Consider the following 21,871-nt stretch of genomic DNA (forward strand, 5'->3'; position numbering starts at 1 on the left):
AGTAGCCCGAGAAAATTCCGGTTTCCACCCGGCCCCACAGGGTGATCTGGGCCGCCATCCGTTATGGGGCCAGGCGATAGCTTGGGAATGGACTAGGGGTTCACGCCACCTTGACCGCCTCACCGTCCCGCTTCGCAATCAACTCCCGAGTCAACGGGATCAATCGCTTGCCGTACTCGATGGCGTCGTCCAACGGGTCGAACCCGCGAATCAGGAAGGTGGTAATCCCCAGGTCGTAGTAGTCCAGCAGCGCCTCGGCAACTTGCTCGGCAGTACCTACCAACGCGGTTGAATTTCCTTTCGCCCCTAGCAGCCCTGCGATGCCGGTCCACAGGCGTTTATCCAGGCGAGCCCCTTGCGCGGCGGCAGCCAGCAAGCGGCGGGAGCCTTCGTTGGCCGGCGCCTGGCGCACGAAACCCTTGGCTTCGGCCACGGCCTTGGCCTGCTTCAGAATACGCTCGGCCCGTGCCCAGGCTTTGTCTTCGGTTTCCGCCAAAATCGGCCTCAGCGACAAGCTGAAGCGCACCGTGCGGCCATGCTTCGCGGCTTCGGCGCGCACCTGCTGCACCACCTCCCGCACCTGCTCATAGGTTTCGCCCCACAGGGCATACACGTCCGCATGCTTGCCGGCCACCGCGATCGCCGCCGCTGAGGAGCCGCCGAAGTACAACGGGATGTGCGGCTGCTGTGGGGACTTCGCCTCGGAAAATGCCCCTTCGTAGCGGTAGTATTCGCCGTGATGGTCGAAGGGTTTTTCGCTGGTCCATTCCTGGCGCAGCACGCTCAGGTACTCATCCGTTCGAGCGTAGCGCGCATCCTTGTCGATAAAGCTGCCGTCCGCGCGCAATTCCTGGTCATCGCCGCCAGTGATGATATGCACCGCAGTACGTCCACCGTTGAACGTGTCCAACGTGATGAACTGCCGCGCCGCAACAGTAGGCTGAATAAACCCGGGGCGGTGAGCGACCAGGAACTTCAGCTTTTTTGTCACACTCGCTGCGTGCGCTGCGACAAAGGCGCTGTCCGGGCTGTTGGAATGGTAGGCAATCAGAGCCCGGTCAAAGCCCGCCGTTTCATGGGCCTTGGTAACCTTTTCTACATATTCCGGCTGGATGGCCGGGCCGCTGCGCGGATGAATTTCCGAAGCATGCTGGGTGCCAATATAGCCGATGAATTCAACGCTCATGTACCGCTCCTTCCTGGGTAGAGGCGCGTCAGGCGCCGGGCGAGAAGCGAACCTTAGGGGAGGGCAGTGGAGGGTGGGAAATACCCATTGGTGCTGAGGTTATTATAAAAAGAGCGCATGTATGTGCACGTCTAATATTCACGTTTACTGAGGGGTGGTTCGCAAACTTTTTCGATGCGGCATACTCGCGCTACTTTCCATGCTCTTCATGAATGCAACCGATGCCCGACACAAGCGCGCCCCAGACCCAAGCCATCGTTTTGGCCTATCACCTTGCCTGGAAACACCGCGACCTGGAGGCGATCCTTGCGCTGTACCATCCGGCCATTCAGTACAACGACTTCTTCCAGAACCGCACCTTGTCGTTGCAGGACCTGCGCGACTACGTTACCCAAACCCTCCCACGCCACCCCGACGAGTACCTGGAGCACATCGACCGTATTCGGGTGGATGGCGACACGGCGTTCATTCAGTACCAGACCGCGCTCCAGGGCGGCGGCCAGCGTGTGGTGTTCCACTCCAGCGAGGCCATCACCGTGCGCGATGGGCTGATCTGGCGCATCAACGAATACGCCTCCCTCGTGCGTGAAGCGCCGGCGGCGAGCCAAGCCAGCCGCGCACCGGCGATCAGCAAGCTGGGGCTTTCGGCGCGGCAGCTGAGCTACATGGCGCGGGACCTGGATGACTATTTCCAACGCCAGCAGCCGTTCCTCGACCCGGAGCTGGACCTGCACGCTGTGGCGACCGCTACCGGGTACAGCCGCAACCAGATGTCTTACCTGCTCAATCAGGTGCTGGGCCAGAGCTTTTACCGCTATGTGAACCAGGCTCGGCTGGCGTATTTGCTGCGGCGGTTGGCCGAGGAAGGTGAGGGCGCCGCAGTGGATGAGCTCGCCGCCAGTGCGGGTTTCAACTCCACCTCGGCCTTCTACAAGACCTTCCGCGCCCATACCGGCTGCACGCCCAAGGCCTGGCTCAAGGAAAATTGCACGCGTACCCGCAGATAAGACAGGCAGCGAAGCGGCTGTTTACACTCGTCGCCGAACCAATAAGTGAGGTGCGGGATGAACGGGTGGCGCGGGGTGAGTTTGTGGATGGACCAGTTGGAGGAGCCGCTGCAACCCAGGGCCGCCCTGGCTGAAGATCTGCAGGCGGATGTGGTGATCATCGGCGCCGGGTTCACGGGCCTGTGGACGGCGTATTACCTCAAGCGCCAGGCCCCCTCATTGAATATCGTTATCCTCGAAGCGCAGATCGCCGGGTTCGGCGCCTCGGGCCGTAACGGCGGCTGGCTGATGGGCAACCTGCTGGGCGAGGACCGCCTGTTAGGTGGCCTGCCGCCCGCAGCCCGTGCCGAAAGCTTCCAGCTACTGCACGGCATCCCGGACGAAGTGGCCAGGGTGTGCACGGATGAAGGCATCGACTGCAACCTGCGCAAGGGCGGCGTGCTGTACGCGGCGGCCCGCTATCCCGAGCAGGAGCGCCGCTTGCGCGAGGCATTGGACGACTACCGCAAGCAGGGCCTGGGCGAGGGTGACTACGCCTGGCTTACCCCTCAGGCCTTGCGCGAGCAGCTTAACGTCGCCAACGCGTACGGCGGCCTGTATTCCCCGCATTGCGCGACCATCCAGCCAGCGAAACTGGTGCGCGGCCTGGCGCGTGTGGTGGAAAGCCTGGGCGTGCGCATTTTCGAGCAAAGCCCGGTGCTGCATTGGCAGGCAGGGGAGGCGACCACCGCCAACGCACGGGTAAAGGCTGATTGGGTGGTGCCGGCGGTAGAGGGCTACTCCAGTGAGCTGCCGCCTCTGAGCAATCATTTGGTGGCGGCGCAAAGCCTGATCGTGGCGACCGAGCCTTTGACAGCAGACGTGTGGGCACAGATCGGCCTGAGCCATGGCCAGGCCTTCAGCGAAAACAGCCGGCAAGTCACTTACGGCCAGCGCACCCATGACAACCGCCTGGTGTTTGGCGCCCGCGGCGGATACCGCTTCGGTGGGCGGCTGCGACAGGATTTCAACCTCACGGCCAGCGAGCGCGCGTTGCGTCAGCAGCTGTTCGGCGACCTGTTCCCGGTGCTGCGCAACGTGCGCTTGACCCATGCCTGGGGCGGAAACCTGGGCGTTGCGCGGCGCTTCCAGCCGCACATGCTGGCCGACCGTCGCCAGCAGGTCGCGCTTGCCGGCGGATACGGCGGGGAGGGCGTGGGCGCCAGCAATTTGGGTGGGCGCACGCTGGCTGACCTGATTCTCGGCCGCGACACGCAGCTTACCCGCCAGCCTTGGGCCTTCCCGGACCGCACTATCGCGTCGTTGCCGCGCTGGGAGCCCGAGCCTCTACGCTGGCTGGGCTACAACGCGATCATTCGCAGCTTTGTACTGGAGGACCGCGTGCTTGCCAACCCGAACACCCCACCCTGGCGTCGCCACCTGGCCGAGCGGCTGGCCGGCGCGATGGAAGGCCTGATGCACACCAAGGAGCCCTTTGCATGACGATCGAACATTTGCGCAACACCGCTACCTTCGCGCTTGGCGAAGCCAGCCCTGTAGGCCTGCCATTGGGTGAGCCTGTGGCAAAGGTGGCGAGCCATGGCGTGGAGCGCAGCGACGGCGTGGAGGCGGGGGTATGGGAGTGCTCTCCTGGCCGCTGGCGTCGGCAGATTACCCAACAGGAGTTTTGCCACTTCATTCAGGGCCGCTGCACCTTCACGCCAGATGAAGGCGCGCCCATCGAGATCCAGGCCGGCGACGCGTTGATGTTCCCTGCGAACACAACGGGCATCTGGGACGTACAAGAGACCGTTCGCAAGAGTTACGTGCTGATTTTCTGACTGCCCCTTCCATAACGCTTAGAACAAAGGTTGAGGTATTTGCATGTTGAAGTTGATCGCCCCCTTGTTGCTCGTGAGCGCTGCCGCCCAGGCGGCTGACACGGTGAAGATTTACAACTGGAGCAGCTACATCGCGCCAAACACCTTGCAGGCTTTCACCGCCACCACGGGCCACCCCACCCAGTACGACCTCTACGACAGCAACGAAATGCTCGACGCCAAGCTGATGGCGGGCCATTCGGGTTATGACGTAGTGTTCCCGTCCAACCACTTCATGGCACACCAGATCACCGCCAATGCACTCAAGCCCTTGGACCGGAGCAAATTGCCGAACTGGAAGAACCTCAACCCCACACTGATGAAGGCACTGGAAGCCAACGACCCTGGCAACCGCTACGGCTTCCCGTACCTGTGGGGCAGCACCGGGATCGGTTACAACATCGACAAGGTGAAAGCGGTACTTGGCGATGTGCCGGTAGATTCCTGGGACCTGGTATTCAAACCGGAAAATATGCAAAAGCTGGCGCAGTGCGGCGTGGCCTTCCTGGACAACGGCCCCGAGATTCTGCCGATCGCGCTCAACTACCTCGGCCTGCCGCACCACAGCGAGAAAAAGGCCGACTACGACAAGGCCCAGGCCCTGCTGATGAAAGTGCGGCCCTATATCAGCTACTTCCACAGTTCCAAGTACACCGCCGACCTGGCCAATGGCGACGTGTGCATGGTGGTCGGCTTCTCCGGCGACGTGATGCAGGCTGCGTCCCGCGCCCAGGAGGCGGGCAACGGCCAGCACATCGCCTATGTGATCCCCAAGGAAGGCTCACCCATGTGGTTCGACATGGTGGCCATGCCCGCCGACGCGCCGGATGAAGCAGCCGGGTATGCATTCATGAACTACCTGTTGCAGCCCGAGGTGATGGCCGACATCAGCAACCATGTGCAGTACGCCAACGGCAACGCCGCCGCAGAGCCGCTGGTGAATTCGGACATCCGCAACAACCCCATGGTGTACCCGCCGCAAAGCGTGATGCAGAAGCTGTTCGTGCTGCAGTCCATGCCCATGCAAACCGACCGCCTGCGCACCCGGGTGTGGAGCGCGGTGAAGAACGGGGGGTAGGGGGAAGAATGCCGAGGGCAGGCAGATAAGCCTATGGGACTGGCCTTGCCTGTGAGACAGAGCCCAGTTCTTGGCCGGACTGCACCGGCCAGTGTGGGAGCTGGGCGGAGCCGCAGGCGCAGCTCGCGAATGGGCTAAGCCGTTATCAAGCCAGTCGAGCGGTTACCAATCCCGCACCCGGCTACCGGCCATGCACTCGCGCACATCGTCATCGATAAGGTTGCCGGGCTTGATGCAGGCTTGCATGGTTTGGCGGGTGCCGCGGTTGACGGCCGTATCTGTCTTTGCCTGGGTGTCCAGGTTGTGCTGGGCACCTTTTCCCAACAGGCCACCCGACCCGGCAAGAAACTCCATGACGGTGGTGTTGATACCTTTGCCAAGTGGCTGCAGAGCTTCGGCCGCTTGGGTGGCCAGCGGTTTGTCTTCAGCGCTGGCGGTAGTGCCCAAACAAATGATGAACGCCGCAGTTGCGATCCGCCCCAGGCCCGTCATTTCCGCGCCTTCAAGTGCGCCACATGGGCCCGGCTGGTCGCCCAGGTGGCGGGCAGGCGGTTGCGTTGCAATGCGCGGCTCACGGCCTCGACTTCCGCCTGGCTGAATACCGGCTCGCGGAAGCTTTTGATGTACCGCACAAATGCGCGCCCCCGGCATACGTTCGCAGGCATGGGCGTTTTGAACGTGGCGTTGCCATTGAATACGACCACCGAATGCACATGCTCCGCCGCAATGCCCAGGGTGGCTTCCAAGGCCTTCGCATGCTTGTAGTTCTGCCGCAGCGGGTTCTGGAATCGCCACGTCTTGCCGTACAGCTTCTGGGTCCACTGCGCCTGCCGCTCGCCGCCGAAAATCCAGCCGCGCATGTGTTTGGTTTCCACCACGAACACCCCATAGGGCGACACGAACACGTGATCGATCTGGGTAGTGCCGCCCGGTGTGCGCAAGGTCACGTTATGCAGGCGTTGGTAAACGGCCTCGGGCAAGCCGAGCCGCGCCTGTGATCGCACCAACAGCTCGCCGCGATAGCCGCGTGCCCACGGCGTTTTAAACAGTTTGATCAGAGATAAAGCTGCAACACCCCAGGCGACGGGCTTGAACATGAGCAACAAGGCAGGGGTAATCAAGACCACAGCGGCAGGCACCAGAGAAACGGATCCGGTTGATATCATATCGCCGGTTTTTCGGCAAATCCCGCAGCGCAGGCGTCTGTTGCGCCTGTCCCTGAAGTTTTCTTCCTGCAATCCAAACGAACACCTGCCGCTGCCGCCGGTCGACTTCAGGGTGCCCGGAACGCTTGAGAGGAAGTACCTATGACGTCATTCCCCCGCGCGACCACGCTCGCGGTGTCCATCACGCTGGCGGCGATCTACGGATGTTCCACCGCCGAGCAACAGCCGGTAACGCCTCAATGGACCTGGCAGGCGGTATCGGCCAGCCGAGAAATTCCGCCGGATCAAACCTATCCCGAGCTGTTCCTGGCAGTGCAGCAAAGCAACCTGTTCACCGACCAGAAGCATTTCGTGGACGCCTTGCCTCGCAAGGCTCCAGCGGATATTCGCGCGGCGTACCTGGCCCAGAAGGACCAGCCCGGTTTCGACGTCAAGGCCTTTGTAACCGCCAATTTCGAAGAATCCGGTACTGCAGATGTGCAGCCACCCAAGCCGGGCGCCGACCTGCCTACCCATATCAATGACTTGTGGCCTGTACTTACCCGCAACTACCAGCAGGTGCCGGCCTATAGCAGCCTGTTGCCTTTGCCGCGTTCGTTCGTGGTGCCGGGCGGGCGTTTCCGTGAGATGTATTACTGGGATTCCTACTTCACCATGCTGGGCCTGGCCGAAAGCGGCCGTACCGCCCAGGTGCGCGACATGGTGGACAACTTCGCCTACCTGATCGACACCTACGGGCACATCCCCAACGGCAACCGCACCTACTACCTCAGCCGTTCGCAGCCGCCGTTCTTTGCGTACATGGTGGACTTGCTGGCCCGGCTGGAAGGCGACAGCGCCTACCAGCGCTACTTGCCGCAACTGCAGAAGGAATACGCCTATTGGATGGAGGGCGCGCAAACCCTCAAACCGGGCGAGGCCACCGCCCACGTGGTGAAGCTGGCCGACGGCAGCGTGCTCAATCGCTACTGGGATGCCAGCGATGCACCACGGCAGGAATCCTGGGCCGAGGATCGCGCCACCGCCGCGCAAGCGCCCGACCGGCCGGCCGCCGAGGTGTACCGCGACTTGCGTGCGGGCGCCGAGAGTGGCTGGGATTATTCGTCCCGCTGGCTGGGTGACGGAAAGTCCATGGCCACCATTCGTACCACAGCCATCGTGCCGGTGGACCTCAACAGCCTGATGTTCCACTTGGAGCAGACCATCGCCAAGGCCTGCCAGCAGAGCAGCCAGCCCACCTGTACCGCGCGCTATACCCAATGGGCGCAGGCACGACAGAAGGCGGTGGAACAGCACCTGTGGAATCCGGCGGGCTTCTATGCCGACTACGACTGGCAAAAGCAGGCCCTGAGCGACCGCATCAGCGCCGCCAGCCTGTACCCGTTGTATGCCGGCCTTGCGACCCAGGCCCACGCCGAGCAAACCGCCGCCAGCGTTAACCAGCAGCTGCTGCGCCCCGGTGGCCTGGCCACCACTACCCGGAACAGCGGCCAGCAATGGGACGCCCCCAACGGCTGGGCACCCTTGCAGCTCATCGCCGTGCAAGGCCTGCGCGGCTATGGCCAGGATGCGCTGGCCGAGACCATCGGCCGCCGGTTCCTGGAACAAGTGCAGAACCTGTATGGCCGCGAGGCCAAGCTGGTCGAGAAATACGACATCGAAGGCGGGCAGGGCGGCGGCGGCGGCGAGTACGCCCTGCAGGATGGCTTCGGCTGGACCAATGGCGTGACGCTGGAGTTGTTGAAGCTGTATGGGAAGCCTGCGCAGTAGTGCTCGAGCCCCTGCCGGGCCCTAATTAACGATAGGGCCCGCCGCTGCGTTGTCGTAAACTCTGCCCCTTGACAGGGGCTGAGGAACGTACTGGCTATATGCGCATTCTGCTGATCTGCAAGGATATGGGCGGTTATATCCGCAAGCTGTCCGAACATCTCATCCGCCAAGGCCATGAGGTGTTGTTCGTCGACACCTCCCGTTCCAGCCCGCGTTTGAAGTTTCTTTCCGGCAAGCTCAGGTCGATCGTGCGGCATCACCTGGGCTTGTGGCTGGTCGCCCGCAGGATTGCGAAGTTTGGGCACGCAGACGTGATGCTCGTCGTTAACCCGGGCCAGATCGAGCCGAGCGTCATCGAGCGCGCAATGGCCAGCTCCCGGGTGAAGAAAGCCTACCTCTATGACAGCCTGGCGCGGTCACCGGTGAGCGAGGCCTGGCTGGGCCGCTATGACGAAGTGTTCACTTTCGAAGCCGAGGATGCGCAGCGGCACGGGCTTCGCAAGCTGCACAATTTCATGTACGAGCCGCAGGATTCCTGGCAAAGCGATAAGAAGCCGCGCTACAAGGCCTTTCTGGTGATGGCAGGGCTGGATCGCCTGCCCTTGCTGGACGCCCTCGCCAGCCGCCTGGAACAGGCCGGGTACCCGGACTACAAGTTCATGGTGCAGTACAAAAGGCCAGGCACGGTGAACAGCAAGATCACCTTCTTCCGGGAGCGGCTGTCGCTGGAGGACTCGGCACACTACATTCGTGACTCCGAAATCCTGGTTGACCTGATACGGCCGCGGCAACACGGCCTGAGTTTTCGCCTGTTCGAAGGCATGATGTACGGCAAGAAGGTGATTACCAACAACGCCTCCGTTCGGCAGTACGACTTCTTCGACCCGGCCAACATCCTTGTGATTGATGACGAGTCGCCGGAGATTCCTGCAGCCTTTCTCGAAGGTGAATACCGCCCCGTTGCCGATCACATCCGCCGCCGCTATACCCTGGACGGCTGGTGTGAAACGGTGTTTGGGGCTGGCACGGCGCTTGCGCCGTAGCAGCCCCGCCAGCCAGTTCCTTCACACCCCCGCCCGCACCGCATCCCCACCTGCAACGATCGGCGCCTTGGCCTGCGGCTCCTTGAGCAGGGCGAAGTAGGCCAGGGCCGAGCACGCCGCCACGACCGCGCTGATCACGAAGGCCGATGAGAACGAACCGCTTTGTTGCACGCTGAAGCCGGTCAGGATGGGCGCGATGGAGCCGGCCAGGTAACCACCGAAGTTCTGGATCGAACCGAACGAGGCCACGCGTTCGGAGGGCACGATGGTGTTCACGATCATCCAGGCGGTGGCGCTGGAGATGCTGATGAAGAACATGGTGAGGCACAGCAGCACCACGCAGGCCACCACGTTGGTGGTGAAGGCCACGATCAGCGTGAACAACGCACCGCCGACCAGCCCGAGAATCACCATCAGCTTGCGGCTGGCCAGCACTTTCATACCCTTGGCTACCAGCCGGTCGCAGGCCTTGCCCGCCACGATGGTGCCTACCGCGCCGCAGAGGTAGGCCAGGGACACCACCCAGGCGGTGCGGTAAAGGTCCAGGCCGTGCTCGCGCTCGAAGTAGCCGGGCAGCCAGGTGAGGTTGAGCCAGATCATGTAGATCACGCCCATGAAGCCCAGGAACGCGCCCCAGGTATTGCGCTCCTTGAACATCGCTGCCCAGCGCAGCCGCGGGGTGGCGCTGCGTTGCGCGGGGATGGGCTCGGCGCGGCCGGTCTCGGCCATGTACTGCGCCTTGCTCTTGTAGAACGCGAACCAGCAGGCGGCGAGCACCAGGCCAATTGCCCCGGTAAGGATGAACATGCCTCGCCAGCCCAGGTGCACCATGAACACCGTGAGCAGCGGGGGGGCCAGGCAGGGGCCGATGCAAGTGGACGACCATACCCAGCCCGTAGCGGTGCCGCGCTCCTGGGTATCGAACCATTCGGAAAGGGCCTTGGCGGCCGACGGGAACACCGGCGCCTCGCCGATACCCAGCAGCACCCGCAACGCCACCAGGTGGGTGAAACCGCTGAAAAGACCGAACGCGGCTTGTGCGATCGACCAGACGATCAGCGAGCCGCCCAACGCCAACTTGCTGCCCAGCTTGTCGATCAGCGCCCCCAGCGGCAGCTGCGAGAAAGCATAGGCAATAGAAAACGCGGACAGCATCACGCCCATTTCCACCGGGCTGATGGCCAGGTCTTTCTGGATGGAGGTGTTGGCGATGGACAGCGCACTGCGGTCCAGATAGTTGACTACGCCGATCAGGAACAGGAACCCGATGGTCAGGGCCTTGTAGCTCTTTATTGTTTTCATGCACGCCTCTGCTGAGCGGTGGCGCTCGGCAGCGCGAGCGTGACAGGCAGGCTAGCTGCCGATCGCAGCGGCGCCAAATGACAGCTTTCAATCATTCGATAACCTGTGGTTATCGAGCGCTCTATTGCGCCGCCCTTGGGGCTTCGGCACCGCTTAGCAGTTCTTCGATAAACGCCTGTGCCGACCAGCCAGGTAACTCGTTACGCCGTGTGATGATGCCGTAGTCGGCCAATACCAGCGGAAATGGCAGCTCCAATCGGGTCAGCCGGCCGGCTTGGATATCGGGCTCCACCATGGATTCTCCCAGCATGGCCACCATCGGCGAGGTCTGCAGCAGTTGCAGGGTGGTCTGCATGGAGATCGTTTCCACAGTGTTGGTTGGGGTTTGCATGCCAGCCTCGGCGAAGGCCCGCTCCAGCCGCGCGCGCATGGGCGTGCCGGTGGGATAAACGATCCAAGGCCAGGTTCCCAGCTCTGCCAGAGGCAGCTCGCGCGCACCGGCCAGCGGATGCTGGCTGCCGGTGACCAGGCACAACGGCTCGGGCGCCAACGGCTGGAAGTCGAACAATTGGCGGTGCCGGTCGAGGGTAAAACGGGCGATTACCAGATCGAGCTGCTTGTGTTCCAGCCGTTCGAGCAGGTTGGCGCTGGTGCCTTCGAGCACTTCGAGCGTGAGCAACGGCCAGCGCTGCTTGATGCCCACAATGGCGGCGGGCAGCGCCACGGCGGTAGGCGCAAAGATAGTTCCGACCTTGAGCAGGCCGTGCCCGCCGTGGCGCAGGTGATTCACCTGGCCGACGAAATGCTGCGCGTCGTTGAGCGCGATCTGCGCGTAACGTGCCACATGGCTCCCCAGGTCGGTGAGGCACATGGACCGTGGCAGGCGCTGGAACAGGGCAAAGCCCAGTTGATGCTCCACCTCGCGCAGCATCTTGCTTACGGCCGGCTGGCTGATGCTCATTTCCTGCGCAGCGGTGTGCATGTTCTGCGTGCGCGCCAGCGTGTCGATCAGCACCAGGTGCCGAAAGCGCAGCCAATTACACAGCTGGGTAAACCCGACATCGGCCATTCGATAACCTCCTGTTATTGAGGCTTGAGATTATCTCATTGGCGATTATCGGCAATGCGTTCTACGGTTTCTGACGCGGCTAACGCACGCCGCTGCGTTCAAGAATAAAAAAAGGACAGTGCCCATGACCCTTGCGATTTTTTCCGGCTCTTCTTTTGGGAGCCTGCTATGCGCATCCTGATCACCGGTGGTACCGGCTTCATTGGCAAGCAATTGGCCGAGCGCTTGCTCGCGCTGCATAGCCTGGCGTTGGATGGCCAGCCCCCGCAAGCGATCGAGCGGATCGTACTATTCGATGCCTTCCCCGGCGAAAGCGTGCCCGTTGACGGGCGCATCGAACTGGTCACCGGCGACATTGCCGACCCCAAGGTGTTGGCACGGGTAACCGACGGCGTGGACCTGGTATGGCACCTGGCAGCCGTGGTGAGTTCGGCGGCCGAAGCCGACTTCGACCTGGGCATGCAGGTGAACTTGCATGGCCTGATGAGCCTGCTGGAAACCCTGCGCCGGCAAGGCAACCAGCCTCGGCTGGTGTATGCAAGCGGGTTTGCGGTGTTCGGCGGCACGTTGCCTGAGGTGGTGAATGACGATACCGCCCTCACGCCCCAGTCCTCTTATGGCATGCAAAAGGCAGTAGGTGAACTGCTGGTGGCCGATTACGCCCGCAAAGGCTTTGTGGATGGCCGCGTACTGCGCCTGCCTACCGTGGCGGTGCGCCCCGGCAAGCCGAACAAGGCGGCGTCTACCTTCTTCAGTTCGATCATTCGCGAGCCGTTGGCAGGGTTGCCGGCAGTGTGCCCGGTGCGCCCGGACACCGCTGTGTACCTCACTTCGCCACGCCGGGTGGTGGAAGCGATGCTGCGCGCGATGACCCTGTCGCCGGGCACCCTTGGTAGCCAGCGTGTGATCCCGCTGCCCGGGGTGAGCACTACGGTGGCCGAGATGGTCGTGGCGCTCCAGCGCGTAGCCGGCGCGGAGGTTACGAAGCTGATTCGCTGGGAACCCGACGCGACCATCCAGCGCATCGTTGAAAGCTGGCCCACCAAGGTCGACGCGCCACGTGCCCGCGCCCTGGGCTTTACCGCAGACCCCGACTTCGACGCCATCGTGCGCGCGCACATGGAGGATTGCCCCACCTGAGACTGCGTTACCTGCCATCACAGCCCTTTCCAACAATAAAAAATGCGAGGCCGTGCGTCATGATCACTCCACACCCGGACATTTCCGACATCGAAAGGCAAACCATCAAACGCGTTACCCAGCGCTTGATTCCGTTCCTCGTGCTGCTGTTCGTGGTGGCGTTCCTGGACCGCAACAACGTCGGCTTCGCCGCGCTGCGCATGAACGATGACATCGGCATCAGCCAGACCATCTATGGCCTGGGCGCAGGCATTTTCTTCCTTGGCTATTTCATCTTTGAGGTGCCCAGCAACGTGTTGCTGCACCGCTTCGGCGCTCGCGTGTGGCTTGCGCGGATCATGGTCACCTGGGGCATCATCGCCGGGGCCATGGGCTTCCTGCAGACGGCCGGGCACTTCATTACCTTGCGGGTACTGCTGGGGATCGCCGAGGCGGGCTTCTTCCCGGGCGTGATCTACCTGCTGTCGCTGTGGTTCCCGGCGCGCTATCGCGCTCGCATGATTGCCACTTTCTATCTTGGCGTACCGATCGCCCAGGTGGTCGGCGCACCGCTGTCGGTGGGGCTTATTTCACTCGGTGACAGCATTGGTGTGGTGGGCTGGCGCCTGATGTACATCGCCGAGGCTGTGCCAGCGATCATTCTCGGGGTGGTGTGCTACTTCTACCTCACCGACCGCCCGGCGGACGCCAAATGGCTGACCAACGAGCAACGCGCCTGGTTGATGAATACCCTGGACCAGGAAGAGCGGGCCAAGCCGTTGGTAGTTGGCGTGCAGCCTACCAAAGGCCAGATGATTCGCAGCGCCCTGGCCAGCCGGCAGGTGTGGATGCTGGCGCTGGTGTACTTCGGCATTACCTCCGGCTCCAACGCCATGAACTTCTTCCTGCCCACCGTGCTGGCGTCGTTCCGTGCCTCGTTCGGGCTGGACATCGGCCTGATGCAAAATGGCTTTATCACGGCCATTCCTTACGCTGTGGCCGCGGTGGCGATGATCGCCTGGAGCCGTCGCTCCGATCGGCTGCAAGAGCGCCACTGGCACGCGGGCGGGGCCGCCATACTGGCTGCGGTGTCTATCGCGCTGGCGCTGCTGATCAACCAACCGTGGATCATCGTGATCGGCTTTGTACTGTTGGCCATCGGCGTGTACAGCGCGATCAACGTGTTCTGGGCAGTGCCGGGGCAAGTACTCACCGGTGTGGGCGCTGCGGCCGGTATCGGCCTGATCAACTCCATCGGCAACCTCAGCGGCTTCACCGGCCCGTACCTCACCGGCTTTTTGTTCAACGCTACTGGCAGCTACACGCCGGGGTTCCTCATCATTGCGGCGCTAGTGGGCGCCGGTGGCCTGGGCATGGTGCTGATGCCGCGAAACCCGGTGCCTTTGGCGGGCAACCCGGGTACCCCTGTTGATGTATTGGGAGGCAAGGCATGAGTGGTACAAACGTGGCCTTCATCGGCACGGGCATCATGGGCACGCCTATGGCCCGCAACCTGCTGAAGGCCGGTTTTGCGGTGCGGGCATGGAATCGCTCGAAGGAAAAGGCTGCACCGCTGGCGCAGGATGGCGCCCAGGTGTGCGACACAGCTATCCAGGCGACCGAAGGGGCAGGGGTGCTGGTATGCATGCTCAGCGACGGGCCCACGTGCGATGCGGTGGTATTCGGTGAGCATGGTGCCGCGCGAGCCCTGGCCCCAGGCGCGCTGGTGATCGTGATGAGTTCTATCCCCGTTGAAACTGCCGCAGCCCAAGCCCGCTGGTGCGCCGGGCACGGCCTGGCTTACCTGGACGCGCCGGTGTCTGGCGGCGAGCGCGGCGCACACGCCGGCACGCTGGCAATCATGGCCGGTGGCGAACCGGCTGCCTTCGCGCAGGGCCGCGAGGTGCTGGCGGCCATGGGCACGCCGGTGCACGTGGGGCCGGCCGGGACTGGCGAGCTGGCCAAACTGGTGAACCAATTGATCGTGGCCAGCACCATCGCCACCGTGAGCGAGGGCCTGCTGCTGGCCGAGCGTGGTGGCGCCGACCCCGCCAAGGTACACCAGGCCCTGTTGGGTGGGTTTGTGGATTCGCCCATTTGGCGCCAGCACGGGCAACGCATGCTCACCGAGGATTTCACCCCCGGTGGCATGGCCAAGTGGCAACTCAAGGATACCCATACCGCGCTGGCGTATGCACACAGCCTGGGCCTGCGGTTGCCGGTCGCCAGCCTGGTGGATGGCTTGTTTCAGGCCATGGTCGATGCCGGTGACGGCGGGCTTGACCACGCCGGGTTGATCCGCCAGTTGCGCCGCCACAACGAGCTTGCCCCTACTTCTGCCGGAGCCTCACATGACTGACACCACACCCCGCCGCCTGCGCAGCCAGGATTGGTTCGATGACCCGAGCCATGCCGACCTCACTGCGCTGTACGTCGAGCGTTATATGAACCAGGGCCTTACCCGGGCCGAGCTGCAATCCGGGCGCCCGATCATTGGCATAGCCCAGACCGGCAGCGACCTCACCCCGTGCAACCGCCATCACCTGGAGTTGGCCAAACGGGTACGTGACGGCATCCGCGACGCCGGCGGCATTCCCATGGAATTCCCGGTGCACCCGATCGCTGAACAGTCCCGCCGCCCCACCGCCGCACTGGACCGCAACCTGGCCTACCTCGGGTTGGTGGAAGTGCTGCACGGCTACCCCCTGGACGGCGTAGTACTAACGACTGGCTGCGACAAAACCACGCCTGCGTGCCTGATGGCCGCGGCCACCACCGACCTGCCGTCGATCGTGTTGTCTGGCGGGCCGATGCTCGATGGCTGGCACAAGGGCCAGCGGATCGGCTCGGGCACGGTGCTGTGGCACGCGCGCAATTTGCTGAGCGCTGGAGAGATCGACTACGAAGGCTTCATGACCCTCACCACGGCAGCGTCGCCATCGGTGGGCCACTGCAACACCATGGGCACGGCCCTGTCGATGAATGCCCTGGCCGAGGCGCTGGGCATGTCGCTACCGGGCTGCGCCAGCATTCCCGCGCCTTACCGTGAACGCGGGCAGATGGCCTACGCCACCGGTGTGCGCATCGTTGACCTGGTGCGCGAGGACATTCGCCCGTCGCAGATCATGACCCACGCTGCGTTCGAGAACGCCATTGCCGTGGCCTCGGCCCTTGGCGCCTCCACCAACTGCCCGCCGCATCTGATCGCCATCGCGCGCCATAGCGGGATCGACCTGTCACTCGAGGACTGGCAACGGGTGGGCGAAGACGTGCCGTTGCTAGTGAACTGCATGCCGGCAGGCGAATACCTGGGGGAAAGCTTCCACCGCGCCGGCGGCGTGCCAGCGGTGATGCACGAGCTGGACAAGGCAGGGCGCCTGCATCGCGATTGCCGCTCGGTCAGCGGGCGCAGCATGGGCGAGATCGTGAACGATGCCATGACCCAGGACCGCGACGTCATCCGCAGCTGTGAGGATCCGCTCAAGCACCGCGCCGGCTTTATCGTGCTCAGCGGCAACTTCTTCGATAGCGCGATCATGAAAATGTCGGTGGTGGGCGAAGCCTTTCGCAGTACCTACCTCAGCGACCCGGCCCAGCCCAATTGCTTCGAAGCGCGCGCCATCGTGTTCGAAGGCCCGGAGGATTACCAGGCCCGCATCAACGACCCCTCGCTGGACATCGATGAGCGTTGCATTCTTGTGATCCGCGGCTGCGGCACGGTGGGTTACCCCGGGAGCGCGGAAGTGGTGAACATGGCGCCGCCGTCGGCCTTGATCAAGGCGGGGATCGATTCGCTGCCTTGCATGGGCGACGGGCGCCAAAGTGGCACTTCGGCCAGCCCGTCGATCCTGAACATGTCACCGGAATCTGCCGTGGGCGGTGGTCTGTCGCTGCTGCGCACGGGGGACCGGTTACGGGTAGACCTCAACGCACGGAGCGTGAACCTGCTGGTGGATGAGGCCGAACTGGCCGCCCGCCGTCAGGAGCCTGTACCGGCGCTCGCCCCCGCGCAGACGCCCTGGCAGGAACTGTATCGGCAGCTGGTGGGCCAGCTGTCTACCGGCGGCTGCCTGGAGCCCGCCACGCTGTATTGGCGAGTGATCGCTGAAAACGGGCCACCGCGCCACTCTCATTGATTTGTTCACGGGTAGGTAATGACGTTATGTATGCGCTGCGACTGACTATCGAGAACACCCTGCCAACGGATTGGCAGCGGGCAACCCTGATTGGCCGTGTGTGGCTGCCGGCGGCGCAAGGGCCGGCGGTGGTTGTGGTGCGCGATGGCGAGGTGATTGACTGCACCGCGCAGTTCGCCACCCTCAGCCAGCTGTTGAACAGTGACTCGCCACTTCAGGCGGTACGCGATGCAAGCGGGCCCTCACTGGGGCGGATCGAGGCGTTGCTGGAAAATAGCGGGGAAGGGCAGGACACCCGCCAGCCCAGCCTGCTGGCGCCTATCGACCTGCAGGTGATCAAGGCTGCCGGGGTTACCTTCGCCGCCAGCATGATCGAGCGGGTGATCGAAGAGAAGGCCGGTGGCGACGCCCAGCGCGCAGAGGCCATTCGAAGCCTGGTGCAGGACGTGATCGGCGATAACCTGCGCGACCTGCGGCCCGGTTCAGCCGAGGCCATGCGCTTGAAAGCGCTGTTGATCGAGCAGCAGATGTGGTCCCAGTACCTGGAGGTGGGCATCGGGCCCGACGCCGAGATCTTCACCAAGGCCCCGGTGTTGTCGGCGGTTGGCACGGGCGCGGCCATTGGCGTGCACCCGGCGTCGCACTGGAACAATCCGGAGCCGGAAGTGGTGCTGGCCGTGGACAGCCAGGGGCGTATTCACGGCGCGGCATTGGGTAATGACGTGAACCTGCGCGATGTGGAAGGCCGTAGCGCGCTGCTGCTGGGCAAAGCCAAGGACAATAACGCGTCCTGCGCCCTGGGGCCGTTCATTCGACTGTTCGACGAACATTTTACCCTGGACGACGTGCGCCGCTGCGACGTGACCTTGCGGGTGGAGGGCCAGGAGGGTTACGTGCTGGAAGGCACCAGCGCCATGAGCCAGATCAGCCGAGACCCGGCCGACCTGGTGCAGCAAACGTTGAATGCCAATCACCAGTACCCGGACGGTTTCGTGTTGTTCCTCGGCACGCTGTTCGCCCCCACCGACGACCGCGACCAGCCAGGCCAAGGGTTCACTCACAAGGCCGGCGACCTGGTGAGCATCGCCTCGCCGACACTGGGCGGGCTGCACAACCGCGTCACCGGCAGCGATCAGGCATCGCCGTGGGTGTTCGGGGTAGGGGCTTTGATGCGCAACCTGGCGGGGAGGGGGGTGCTGGGTTGATCGTCGGGTGGTGCCTGTTCGCGAGCTCCGCCTGCGGCTACGCCCGTCTTGTATGGTAGTACTTGAAGGGAGGAGGAGGGACAACGCCCGATTCTGACTGTTAGCCGCAGTACAGACCGTGGGAGATATCGCCCCTCCTCCTTTCACCCAAGCGCCGATAGAGAATGCTTTGGCTCGACCAACGATAGGAACAAGCTTGCGCCTCTGGGTGGCCCTTCAAGTGCTTCAGACCATATCCCGGAGATAAGCTCATGGCAATGCGCGCTTGCGTCTTACAACCGATCGTGGGCGTCGATGTCGCCAAGGCCGAACTGGTGATCTATCACGCTGCCGAAGAACAGCTCGTCACCATCCCCAATACCAAGGCCGCCATCAAGAAATGGCTCAAGGCGTTGCCAGCCAATGTGGCAGTCGCCATTGAAGCCACCAACATTTACCACCTTGAATTCTGCGACCTGGCACACGAATCGGGCTGCACTATTTACATGGTCGGCGGGTATGAACTCAGCCATTACCGTAAAGGGGTGGGTGTCCGTGCCAAAACCGACCCGCTGGACGCTCGGCTGTTGGCGCGCTACCTCAAGAACGAGGGCGATGACCTGCATCCCTGGGTGCCACCTACGCCGCTTTACCGCAGGCTGCTCAGCCTGTTTCGCCGGCGCGCCGCGTTGGTTGCCGCGCGAGTCGCCCTGGTACAGAGCTGGTCGAACGAGCCCCTGCTGAAAGCCGCGTTCGCAAGCCATGTGAAAGCGATGTTGAAGCTCGAAGCGCTGGTTGAGAAAACCATCAAGGACCTCCTCACGGAGGTCGGCTTGCTTGGTCAAATAAAACGCTGCATGAAAGTGGAAGGCATCGGGTTTCTGACTGCCGCCCGCCTGATGGCCAGCTTTCAGCGAGGCCACTTCAGAAGTTCTGATGCGTTCATCGCGTTTCTGGGAATCGACCTGCGTGTTTCGAGCTCCGGCCAGAAGGATGGCCGCCGCTCGTTAAGCAAGCGCGGCGACTCGGAAGTCCGCCGGTTGCTGCATAACGCGGCCATGGCAGCGAGCCGCACTGGCGCCTGGAAGGCCTGGTACGAAGCACGCAAGGCTCGAGGCTTCAGCACAACCGCAGCATTGGTGATGTTGGCGCGCAAGCTTGCCCGGGTAGTGTTCGCTTTGCTCAAGGACCAGAGTGAGTACCAGGCCAAAGCGGTGTAAAGGGTGAGGTAAGCCGCAAAGGGAATGAGCTCGGCGGTGCGCCAATTCACAGGCTTCGCCGGACGGCCGGCCCCCAGCTCCCACAGGGGCCGCGCTTGCCTTGCTGATAGGCCTGCCTTTGCCTTGGCGGGCGCAAGTGTGACCATGCGCGCGATATCGAAGTCGCCAGCGCGGGTGGAGCCTTGCGCCTGGATGGCAGGGACTTGCCGTTTGAAGCCCGGTTCATTCGAAGACAAGAGCTGCAAAAAACCTAGGCATCAACCATAGAATCTCCTACACCTACAGGTGAGTGAGCTTACCCCCAGAAGTTATTACAGATGCGCTGCGTCGCCGCGCTGGCGGCGCGGGGGTCGAACACGTCAGGGTTGAAGTTGGGGCCTACCCACTCCCGGAAATGCCGGGCTTCTTCACCGTTGGGGTCCTGCTTGAGCACGCCGAGGATGTGCTGGTAGGTGCCTACGCCCCCGCAGTCCTCGGGTGGGCAGGCGCGTTCGCCGTCCATGACCATGCACCAGCTGCCGCTGCCTTCGTCCGGCGCCTGAGCCTCTACGGCGATCACATGCTGCCAGCTGTCTCCGAAGTCGTAGGTGTAACGCAGGCGGTCTCCCACCTTCAGGATGCGCTTGAGCTTGAACTTGCGATCATCGAGCACCCGCGGATCGGGGAACTCCCGGTCTGGTAGGCCGTAGCGTTTTTCGTTCAAGTCGAATTCGTACAAATGGCTGCTGTGCCAACCCATCGCCGCCTGAATGAAGTGGTGTAGCCGGCGCAGTGTGGTGTCGCCGTTTACCACGATGCGCCGCCACACCGGCGGGTTCAGCTGCAAGGGTTCCAGCTGAATGTAGAGTACGAAACACGTCGAAGCATCGGCCATGGGCAGGTCCTGGGACAGAGGGCGGCCCATAGGGTCGGCGCTTCAGGCATGTTTTTCAACGGGTTCCAGCAAAGAAGCGGCGCTTCAAACGCCCTTTTTAGTGTCGCAACGGTACAGCACGCTCAGGTCCTCTCGCTTGGCGTTGAGCTCCGCAGCCTTTTCAGCACATTGCTCCACGCGTTTGTCTTCCCGCACGAAGGTTTCGGCGACCCATACGAATTGAGGTGGCATGCAGGTGGTATGGGCTTCACTGGTGCAAAACACCGCATTGAGGAACAGGGCGGGCAGGGGCATCGCAAACTCCAGGCAAGGTAGGCGCCTTGTTTAGCGCTTGATTAAACGGACCGGCGCCCGGGCCCTTGGTTCAGGATGTAGCGGTTTTGTTGCACGATATGTGAACCCGCTCTAAGCTCGGCGCGGGTGTTGGCACGCGAGGGCGCGCGCCGCAGGTTAAAGCGTGAGCACCGGTCGGGCCGCTGGTGCGGAGGCTTGTCGCCCATGCAAAACCCGAACACTCCCCTGCACACTCGCAGCCGGCCCCTTGCTGCGCTGGCGGCCCGCCTGGGTACCGATACTGGCGCTGCGGTTCTGCTTATTGCCATCGCGATATTAGCGCTCGGCTGGGCCAACAGCCCGTTCTCCGCCAGCTATCAGGCGCTTTGGGCGTGGGAATTGCGACCTTGGCCGGGGGTGGCCTTCACATTGCACGCGGCGATCAACGAAGGCCTGATGGCGTTGTTTTTCCTTTTGGTGGGCGTGGAGATTCGCCGCGAAGCCAGCCTTGGGGTGTTGGCCGACCTGCGAGTGGCCGCGCTGCCGTTGGGGGCGGCGCTGGGAGGCGTGGCCGTACCCGCGCTGATCTACTACGGCATCAATCACGCCGGGGCTGCGCAGGGCTGGGCCATTCCCACCGCGACCGACATCGCGTTTGCCGTGGGCGTTCTGGCGTTGCTGGGCCCGTCCGTACCGGCAGGCGTGAGGGTCATCCTGCTGGCGCTGGCAGTGATCGACGACCTTGTAGCCATCCTCATCATCGCGATCGTCTACTCGGCAGGCCTAGGCCTGGCGGGTCTGTTGCTGGCGGGGGCAGGGGTAGCGTCGGTGCTGTTGATGCAGCGGCTGGGGGTGCGCGGCTGGCTGGCGTACGCGCTCGCAGGCGTAGTGATCTGGGCCGGGCTGCACAAGGCGGGCATTCACCCCACCCTGGCGGGGGTGATCCTGGGTTTGCTTACACCACCCCGGCCTCGGGCCGGGCAAAGCGCGGAGATGGCCGCCGGCGCCCGGGTTCAGCGTGTGCTGCATACGCCGGTGAACCTCGGTGTGATGCCGCTGTTCGCGCTGGCCAACGCTGGCGTAGCCCTTGGCGGCGTCACCTTTGGCGATCCGCTGGTGACGCATGTGGGCCTTGGGGTCACGCTGGGCTTGTGGCTGGGTAAACCCCTGGGGGTATGGCTGGCGTGCCGGCTGCTGGTGGCGCTGCGCGTCTGCGTGCTGCCGGAAGGCGTGACCTGGAGCGGGATTACCCTGGTAGCGCTGCTGGCAGGGATCGGCTTTACCATGGCTATATTCATGGCCGGGCTTTCCTTCACCTCGCCCGCCTGGCTGGCGGCGGCAAAGCTGGGGGTGCTGCTGGGCTCGACACTCGCCGCCGTGGGCGGGCTGCTGTGGGGTCGTTTCAGGGTTAACACCCCTACGGAACAACTTGCCGTGTCATCATGCCCAACGGGGGAGCGCTGAGCTCTGCTGCAAGCTACCCTGCAGGTGCCGGGATTCCCGGCTGGCAAGGGCACTTTGATCGTTCGGAGGCTATCCTGAACACACCGGGCAGGCAGTTTGAAGGGGCCCACAGGGAAAAGTC

20 protein-coding genes are annotated in these 21,871 nt (G+C 63.2%); 13 read left to right on the top strand and 7 right to left on the bottom strand.

Translation table 11 applies throughout. From position 1 onward, the window contains the following. Nucleotides 1-100: 100 nt before the first annotated feature. Nucleotides 101-1,186: an LLM class flavin-dependent oxidoreductase gene (locus AC3Z8Y_RS10225; RefSeq protein WP_490089583.1), complete on the bottom strand. Its 1,086-nt coding sequence runs from the start codon at nt 1,184-1,186 to the stop codon at nt 101-103. 221 nt (nt 1,187-1,407) lie between these two features. Here AC3Z8Y_RS10225 and AC3Z8Y_RS10230 point away from each other — a divergent pair, with 221 nt between their 5' ends. The 4 genes from AC3Z8Y_RS10230 to AC3Z8Y_RS10245 are packed head-to-tail and all read left to right on the top strand — an operon-like array spanning nt 1,408 to nt 5,130. Beyond that, complete coding sequence (locus AC3Z8Y_RS10230; protein ID WP_490089584.1) at nt 1,408-2,193, top strand: AraC family transcriptional regulator; 786 nt, start codon at nt 1,408-1,410, stop codon at nt 2,191-2,193. A 57-nt stretch (nt 2,194-2,250) separates the two neighbouring features. After that, nucleotides 2,251-3,675 (top strand): NAD(P)/FAD-dependent oxidoreductase, encoded by a 1,425-nt coding sequence (locus tag AC3Z8Y_RS10235; protein ID WP_490089585.1) that lies wholly within the window; start codon nt 2,251-2,253, stop codon nt 3,673-3,675. Further along, nucleotides 3,672-4,013 carry a cupin domain-containing protein gene (locus tag AC3Z8Y_RS10240; RefSeq protein WP_490089586.1) on the top strand — a complete coding sequence of 114 codons (342 nt, stop codon included), beginning with the start codon at nt 3,672-3,674 and terminating at the stop codon, nt 4,011-4,013. Before AC3Z8Y_RS10235 ends, AC3Z8Y_RS10240 begins: the two co-directional genes overlap by 4 nt. Nucleotides 4,014-4,056: 43 nt before the next feature. Continuing rightward, the gene (locus AC3Z8Y_RS10245; RefSeq protein ID WP_490089587.1) at nt 4,057-5,130 is read left to right on the top strand and encodes a polyamine ABC transporter substrate-binding protein; all 1,074 of its coding nucleotides are present in this window, start codon (nt 4,057-4,059) and stop codon (nt 5,128-5,130) included. Nucleotides 5,131-5,292: 162 nt separating this feature from the next. Here AC3Z8Y_RS10245 and AC3Z8Y_RS10250 read toward each other — a convergent pair whose 3' ends face one another. Together AC3Z8Y_RS10250 and AC3Z8Y_RS10255 are read right to left on the bottom strand one after the other, a co-directional pair. Beyond that, nucleotides 5,293-5,622: a hypothetical protein gene (locus AC3Z8Y_RS10250; RefSeq protein ID WP_490089588.1), complete on the bottom strand. Its 330-nt coding sequence runs from the start codon at nt 5,620-5,622 to the stop codon at nt 5,293-5,295. Beyond that, nucleotides 5,619-6,257 carry a nuclease-related domain-containing protein gene (locus AC3Z8Y_RS10255; RefSeq protein ID WP_490089589.1) on the bottom strand — a complete coding sequence of 213 codons (639 nt, stop codon included), beginning with the start codon at nt 6,255-6,257 and terminating at the stop codon, nt 5,619-5,621. Before AC3Z8Y_RS10255 ends, AC3Z8Y_RS10250 begins: the two co-directional genes overlap by 4 nt. Before the next feature lie 180 nt (nt 6,258-6,437). On the opposite strand from AC3Z8Y_RS10255, the gene treA reads away from it, so the two are divergent. Then, nucleotides 6,438-8,066 (top strand): alpha,alpha-trehalase TreA, encoded by a 1,629-nt coding sequence (gene treA, locus AC3Z8Y_RS10260; RefSeq protein WP_490089590.1) that lies wholly within the window; start codon nt 6,438-6,440, stop codon nt 8,064-8,066. Between the two features lie 98 nt (nt 8,067-8,164). After that, nucleotides 8,165-9,109, top strand: coding sequence for a WaaS/CpsH family glycosyltransferase (locus AC3Z8Y_RS10265; RefSeq protein WP_490089591.1), 945 nt, complete (start codon nt 8,165-8,167; stop codon nt 9,107-9,109). A 21-nt stretch (nt 9,110-9,130) separates the two neighbouring features. Here AC3Z8Y_RS10265 and AC3Z8Y_RS10270 read toward each other — a convergent pair whose 3' ends face one another. Next, the gene (locus AC3Z8Y_RS10270) at nt 9,131-10,411 is read right to left on the bottom strand and encodes an MFS transporter (RefSeq protein ID WP_490089592.1); all 1,281 of its coding nucleotides are present in this window, start codon (nt 10,409-10,411) and stop codon (nt 9,131-9,133) included. Nucleotides 10,412-10,532: 121 nt separating this feature from the next. Next, complete coding sequence (locus AC3Z8Y_RS10275) at nt 10,533-11,480, bottom strand: LysR family transcriptional regulator (RefSeq protein ID WP_490089593.1); 948 nt, start codon at nt 11,478-11,480, stop codon at nt 10,533-10,535. 168 nt (nt 11,481-11,648) lie between these two features. Here AC3Z8Y_RS10275 and denD point away from each other — a divergent pair, with 168 nt between their 5' ends. The 6 genes from denD to AC3Z8Y_RS10305 all read left to right on the top strand — a co-directional run bounded on the left by denD (nt 11,649) and on the right by AC3Z8Y_RS10305 (nt 19,139). After that, complete coding sequence (gene denD, locus AC3Z8Y_RS10280; protein ID WP_490089594.1) at nt 11,649-12,620, top strand: D-erythronate dehydrogenase; 972 nt, start codon at nt 11,649-11,651, stop codon at nt 12,618-12,620. 59 nt (nt 12,621-12,679) lie between these two features. Beyond that, nucleotides 12,680-14,053 carry an MFS transporter gene (locus tag AC3Z8Y_RS10285; protein ID WP_490089595.1) on the top strand — a complete coding sequence of 458 codons (1,374 nt, stop codon included), beginning with the start codon at nt 12,680-12,682 and terminating at the stop codon, nt 14,051-14,053. Next, the gene (locus AC3Z8Y_RS10290) at nt 14,050-14,958 is read left to right on the top strand and encodes an NAD(P)-dependent oxidoreductase (RefSeq protein ID WP_490089596.1); all 909 of its coding nucleotides are present in this window, start codon (nt 14,050-14,052) and stop codon (nt 14,956-14,958) included. Before AC3Z8Y_RS10285 ends, AC3Z8Y_RS10290 begins: the two co-directional genes overlap by 4 nt. Beyond that, on the top strand, nt 14,951-16,735 hold the full coding sequence (locus AC3Z8Y_RS10295; RefSeq protein WP_490089597.1) for an IlvD/Edd family dehydratase: 1,785 nt from the start codon (nt 14,951-14,953) through the stop codon (nt 16,733-16,735). The genes AC3Z8Y_RS10290 and AC3Z8Y_RS10295 overlap by 8 nt, the downstream gene beginning before the upstream one ends. A 26-nt stretch (nt 16,736-16,761) precedes the next feature. Further along, nucleotides 16,762-17,940 (top strand): fumarylacetoacetate hydrolase family protein, encoded by a 1,179-nt coding sequence (locus tag AC3Z8Y_RS10300; protein WP_490089598.1) that lies wholly within the window; start codon nt 16,762-16,764, stop codon nt 17,938-17,940. Nucleotides 17,941-18,191: 251 nt separating this feature from the next. Beyond that, a complete protein-coding gene (locus AC3Z8Y_RS10305) occupies nt 18,192-19,139 on the top strand; it encodes an IS110 family transposase (RefSeq protein ID WP_490086267.1) in 948 nt (315 codons plus the stop codon). Between the two features lie 295 nt (nt 19,140-19,434). Here the strand turns inward: AC3Z8Y_RS10305 and AC3Z8Y_RS10310 are convergent, their stop codons facing one another. Beyond that, a complete protein-coding gene (locus AC3Z8Y_RS10310) occupies nt 19,435-20,013 on the bottom strand; it encodes a plasmid pRiA4b ORF-3 family protein (protein WP_490089599.1) in 579 nt (192 codons plus the stop codon). Nucleotides 20,014-20,097: 84 nt separating this feature from the next. Next, nucleotides 20,098-20,307: a hypothetical protein gene (locus AC3Z8Y_RS10315; RefSeq protein WP_181111848.1), complete on the bottom strand. Its 210-nt coding sequence runs from the start codon at nt 20,305-20,307 to the stop codon at nt 20,098-20,100. 204 nt (nt 20,308-20,511) lie between these two features. Between AC3Z8Y_RS10315 and nhaA the strand changes: the two genes are divergently transcribed. Beyond that, nucleotides 20,512-21,750 (top strand): Na+/H+ antiporter NhaA, encoded by a 1,239-nt coding sequence (nhaA, locus tag AC3Z8Y_RS10320; protein ID WP_490089600.1) that lies wholly within the window; start codon nt 20,512-20,514, stop codon nt 21,748-21,750. Nucleotides 21,751-21,871 lie beyond the last annotated feature (121 nt).

Source organism: Pseudomonas sp. 3MAES_34.3B, assembly GCF_058145875.1.

Bases quoted from the DNA above. Each gene is read 5' to 3' on its own strand.
- AC3Z8Y_RS10225 (WP_490089583.1), bottom strand. From the start codon at position 1,186: ATGAGCGTTGAATTCATCGGCTATATTGGCACCCAGCATGCTTCGGAA.
- AC3Z8Y_RS10230 (WP_490089584.1), top strand. From the start codon at position 1,408: ATGCCCGACACAAGCGCGCCCCAGACCCAAGCCATCGTTTTGGCCTAT.
- AC3Z8Y_RS10235 (WP_490089585.1), top strand. From the start codon at position 2,251: ATGAACGGGTGGCGCGGGGTGAGTTTGTGGATGGACCAGTTGGAGGAG.
- AC3Z8Y_RS10240 (WP_490089586.1), top strand. From the start codon at position 3,672: ATGACGATCGAACATTTGCGCAACACCGCTACCTTCGCGCTTGGCGAA.
- AC3Z8Y_RS10245 (WP_490089587.1), top strand. From the start codon at position 4,057: ATGTTGAAGTTGATCGCCCCCTTGTTGCTCGTGAGCGCTGCCGCCCAG.
- AC3Z8Y_RS10250 (WP_490089588.1), bottom strand. From the start codon at position 5,622: ATGACGGGCCTGGGGCGGATCGCAACTGCGGCGTTCATCATTTGTTTG.
- treA (WP_490089590.1), top strand. From the start codon at position 6,438: ATGACGTCATTCCCCCGCGCGACCACGCTCGCGGTGTCCATCACGCTG.
- AC3Z8Y_RS10265 (WP_490089591.1), top strand. From the start codon at position 8,165: ATGCGCATTCTGCTGATCTGCAAGGATATGGGCGGTTATATCCGCAAG.
- AC3Z8Y_RS10270 (WP_490089592.1), bottom strand. From the start codon at position 10,411: ATGAAAACAATAAAGAGCTACAAGGCCCTGACCATCGGGTTCCTGTTC.
- AC3Z8Y_RS10275 (WP_490089593.1), bottom strand. From the start codon at position 11,480: ATGGCCGATGTCGGGTTTACCCAGCTGTGTAATTGGCTGCGCTTTCGG.
- denD (WP_490089594.1), top strand. From the start codon at position 11,649: ATGCGCATCCTGATCACCGGTGGTACCGGCTTCATTGGCAAGCAATTG.
- AC3Z8Y_RS10285 (WP_490089595.1), top strand. From the start codon at position 12,680: ATGATCACTCCACACCCGGACATTTCCGACATCGAAAGGCAAACCATC.
- AC3Z8Y_RS10290 (WP_490089596.1), top strand. From the start codon at position 14,050: ATGAGTGGTACAAACGTGGCCTTCATCGGCACGGGCATCATGGGCACG.
- AC3Z8Y_RS10295 (WP_490089597.1), top strand. From the start codon at position 14,951: ATGACTGACACCACACCCCGCCGCCTGCGCAGCCAGGATTGGTTCGAT.
- AC3Z8Y_RS10300 (WP_490089598.1), top strand. From the start codon at position 16,762: ATGTATGCGCTGCGACTGACTATCGAGAACACCCTGCCAACGGATTGG.
- AC3Z8Y_RS10305 (WP_490086267.1), top strand. From the start codon at position 18,192: ATGGCAATGCGCGCTTGCGTCTTACAACCGATCGTGGGCGTCGATGTC.
- AC3Z8Y_RS10310 (WP_490089599.1), bottom strand. From the start codon at position 20,013: ATGGCCGATGCTTCGACGTGTTTCGTACTCTACATTCAGCTGGAACCC.
- AC3Z8Y_RS10315 (WP_181111848.1), bottom strand. From the start codon at position 20,307: ATGCCCCTGCCCGCCCTGTTCCTCAATGCGGTGTTTTGCACCAGTGAA.
- nhaA (WP_490089600.1), top strand. From the start codon at position 20,512: ATGCAAAACCCGAACACTCCCCTGCACACTCGCAGCCGGCCCCTTGCT.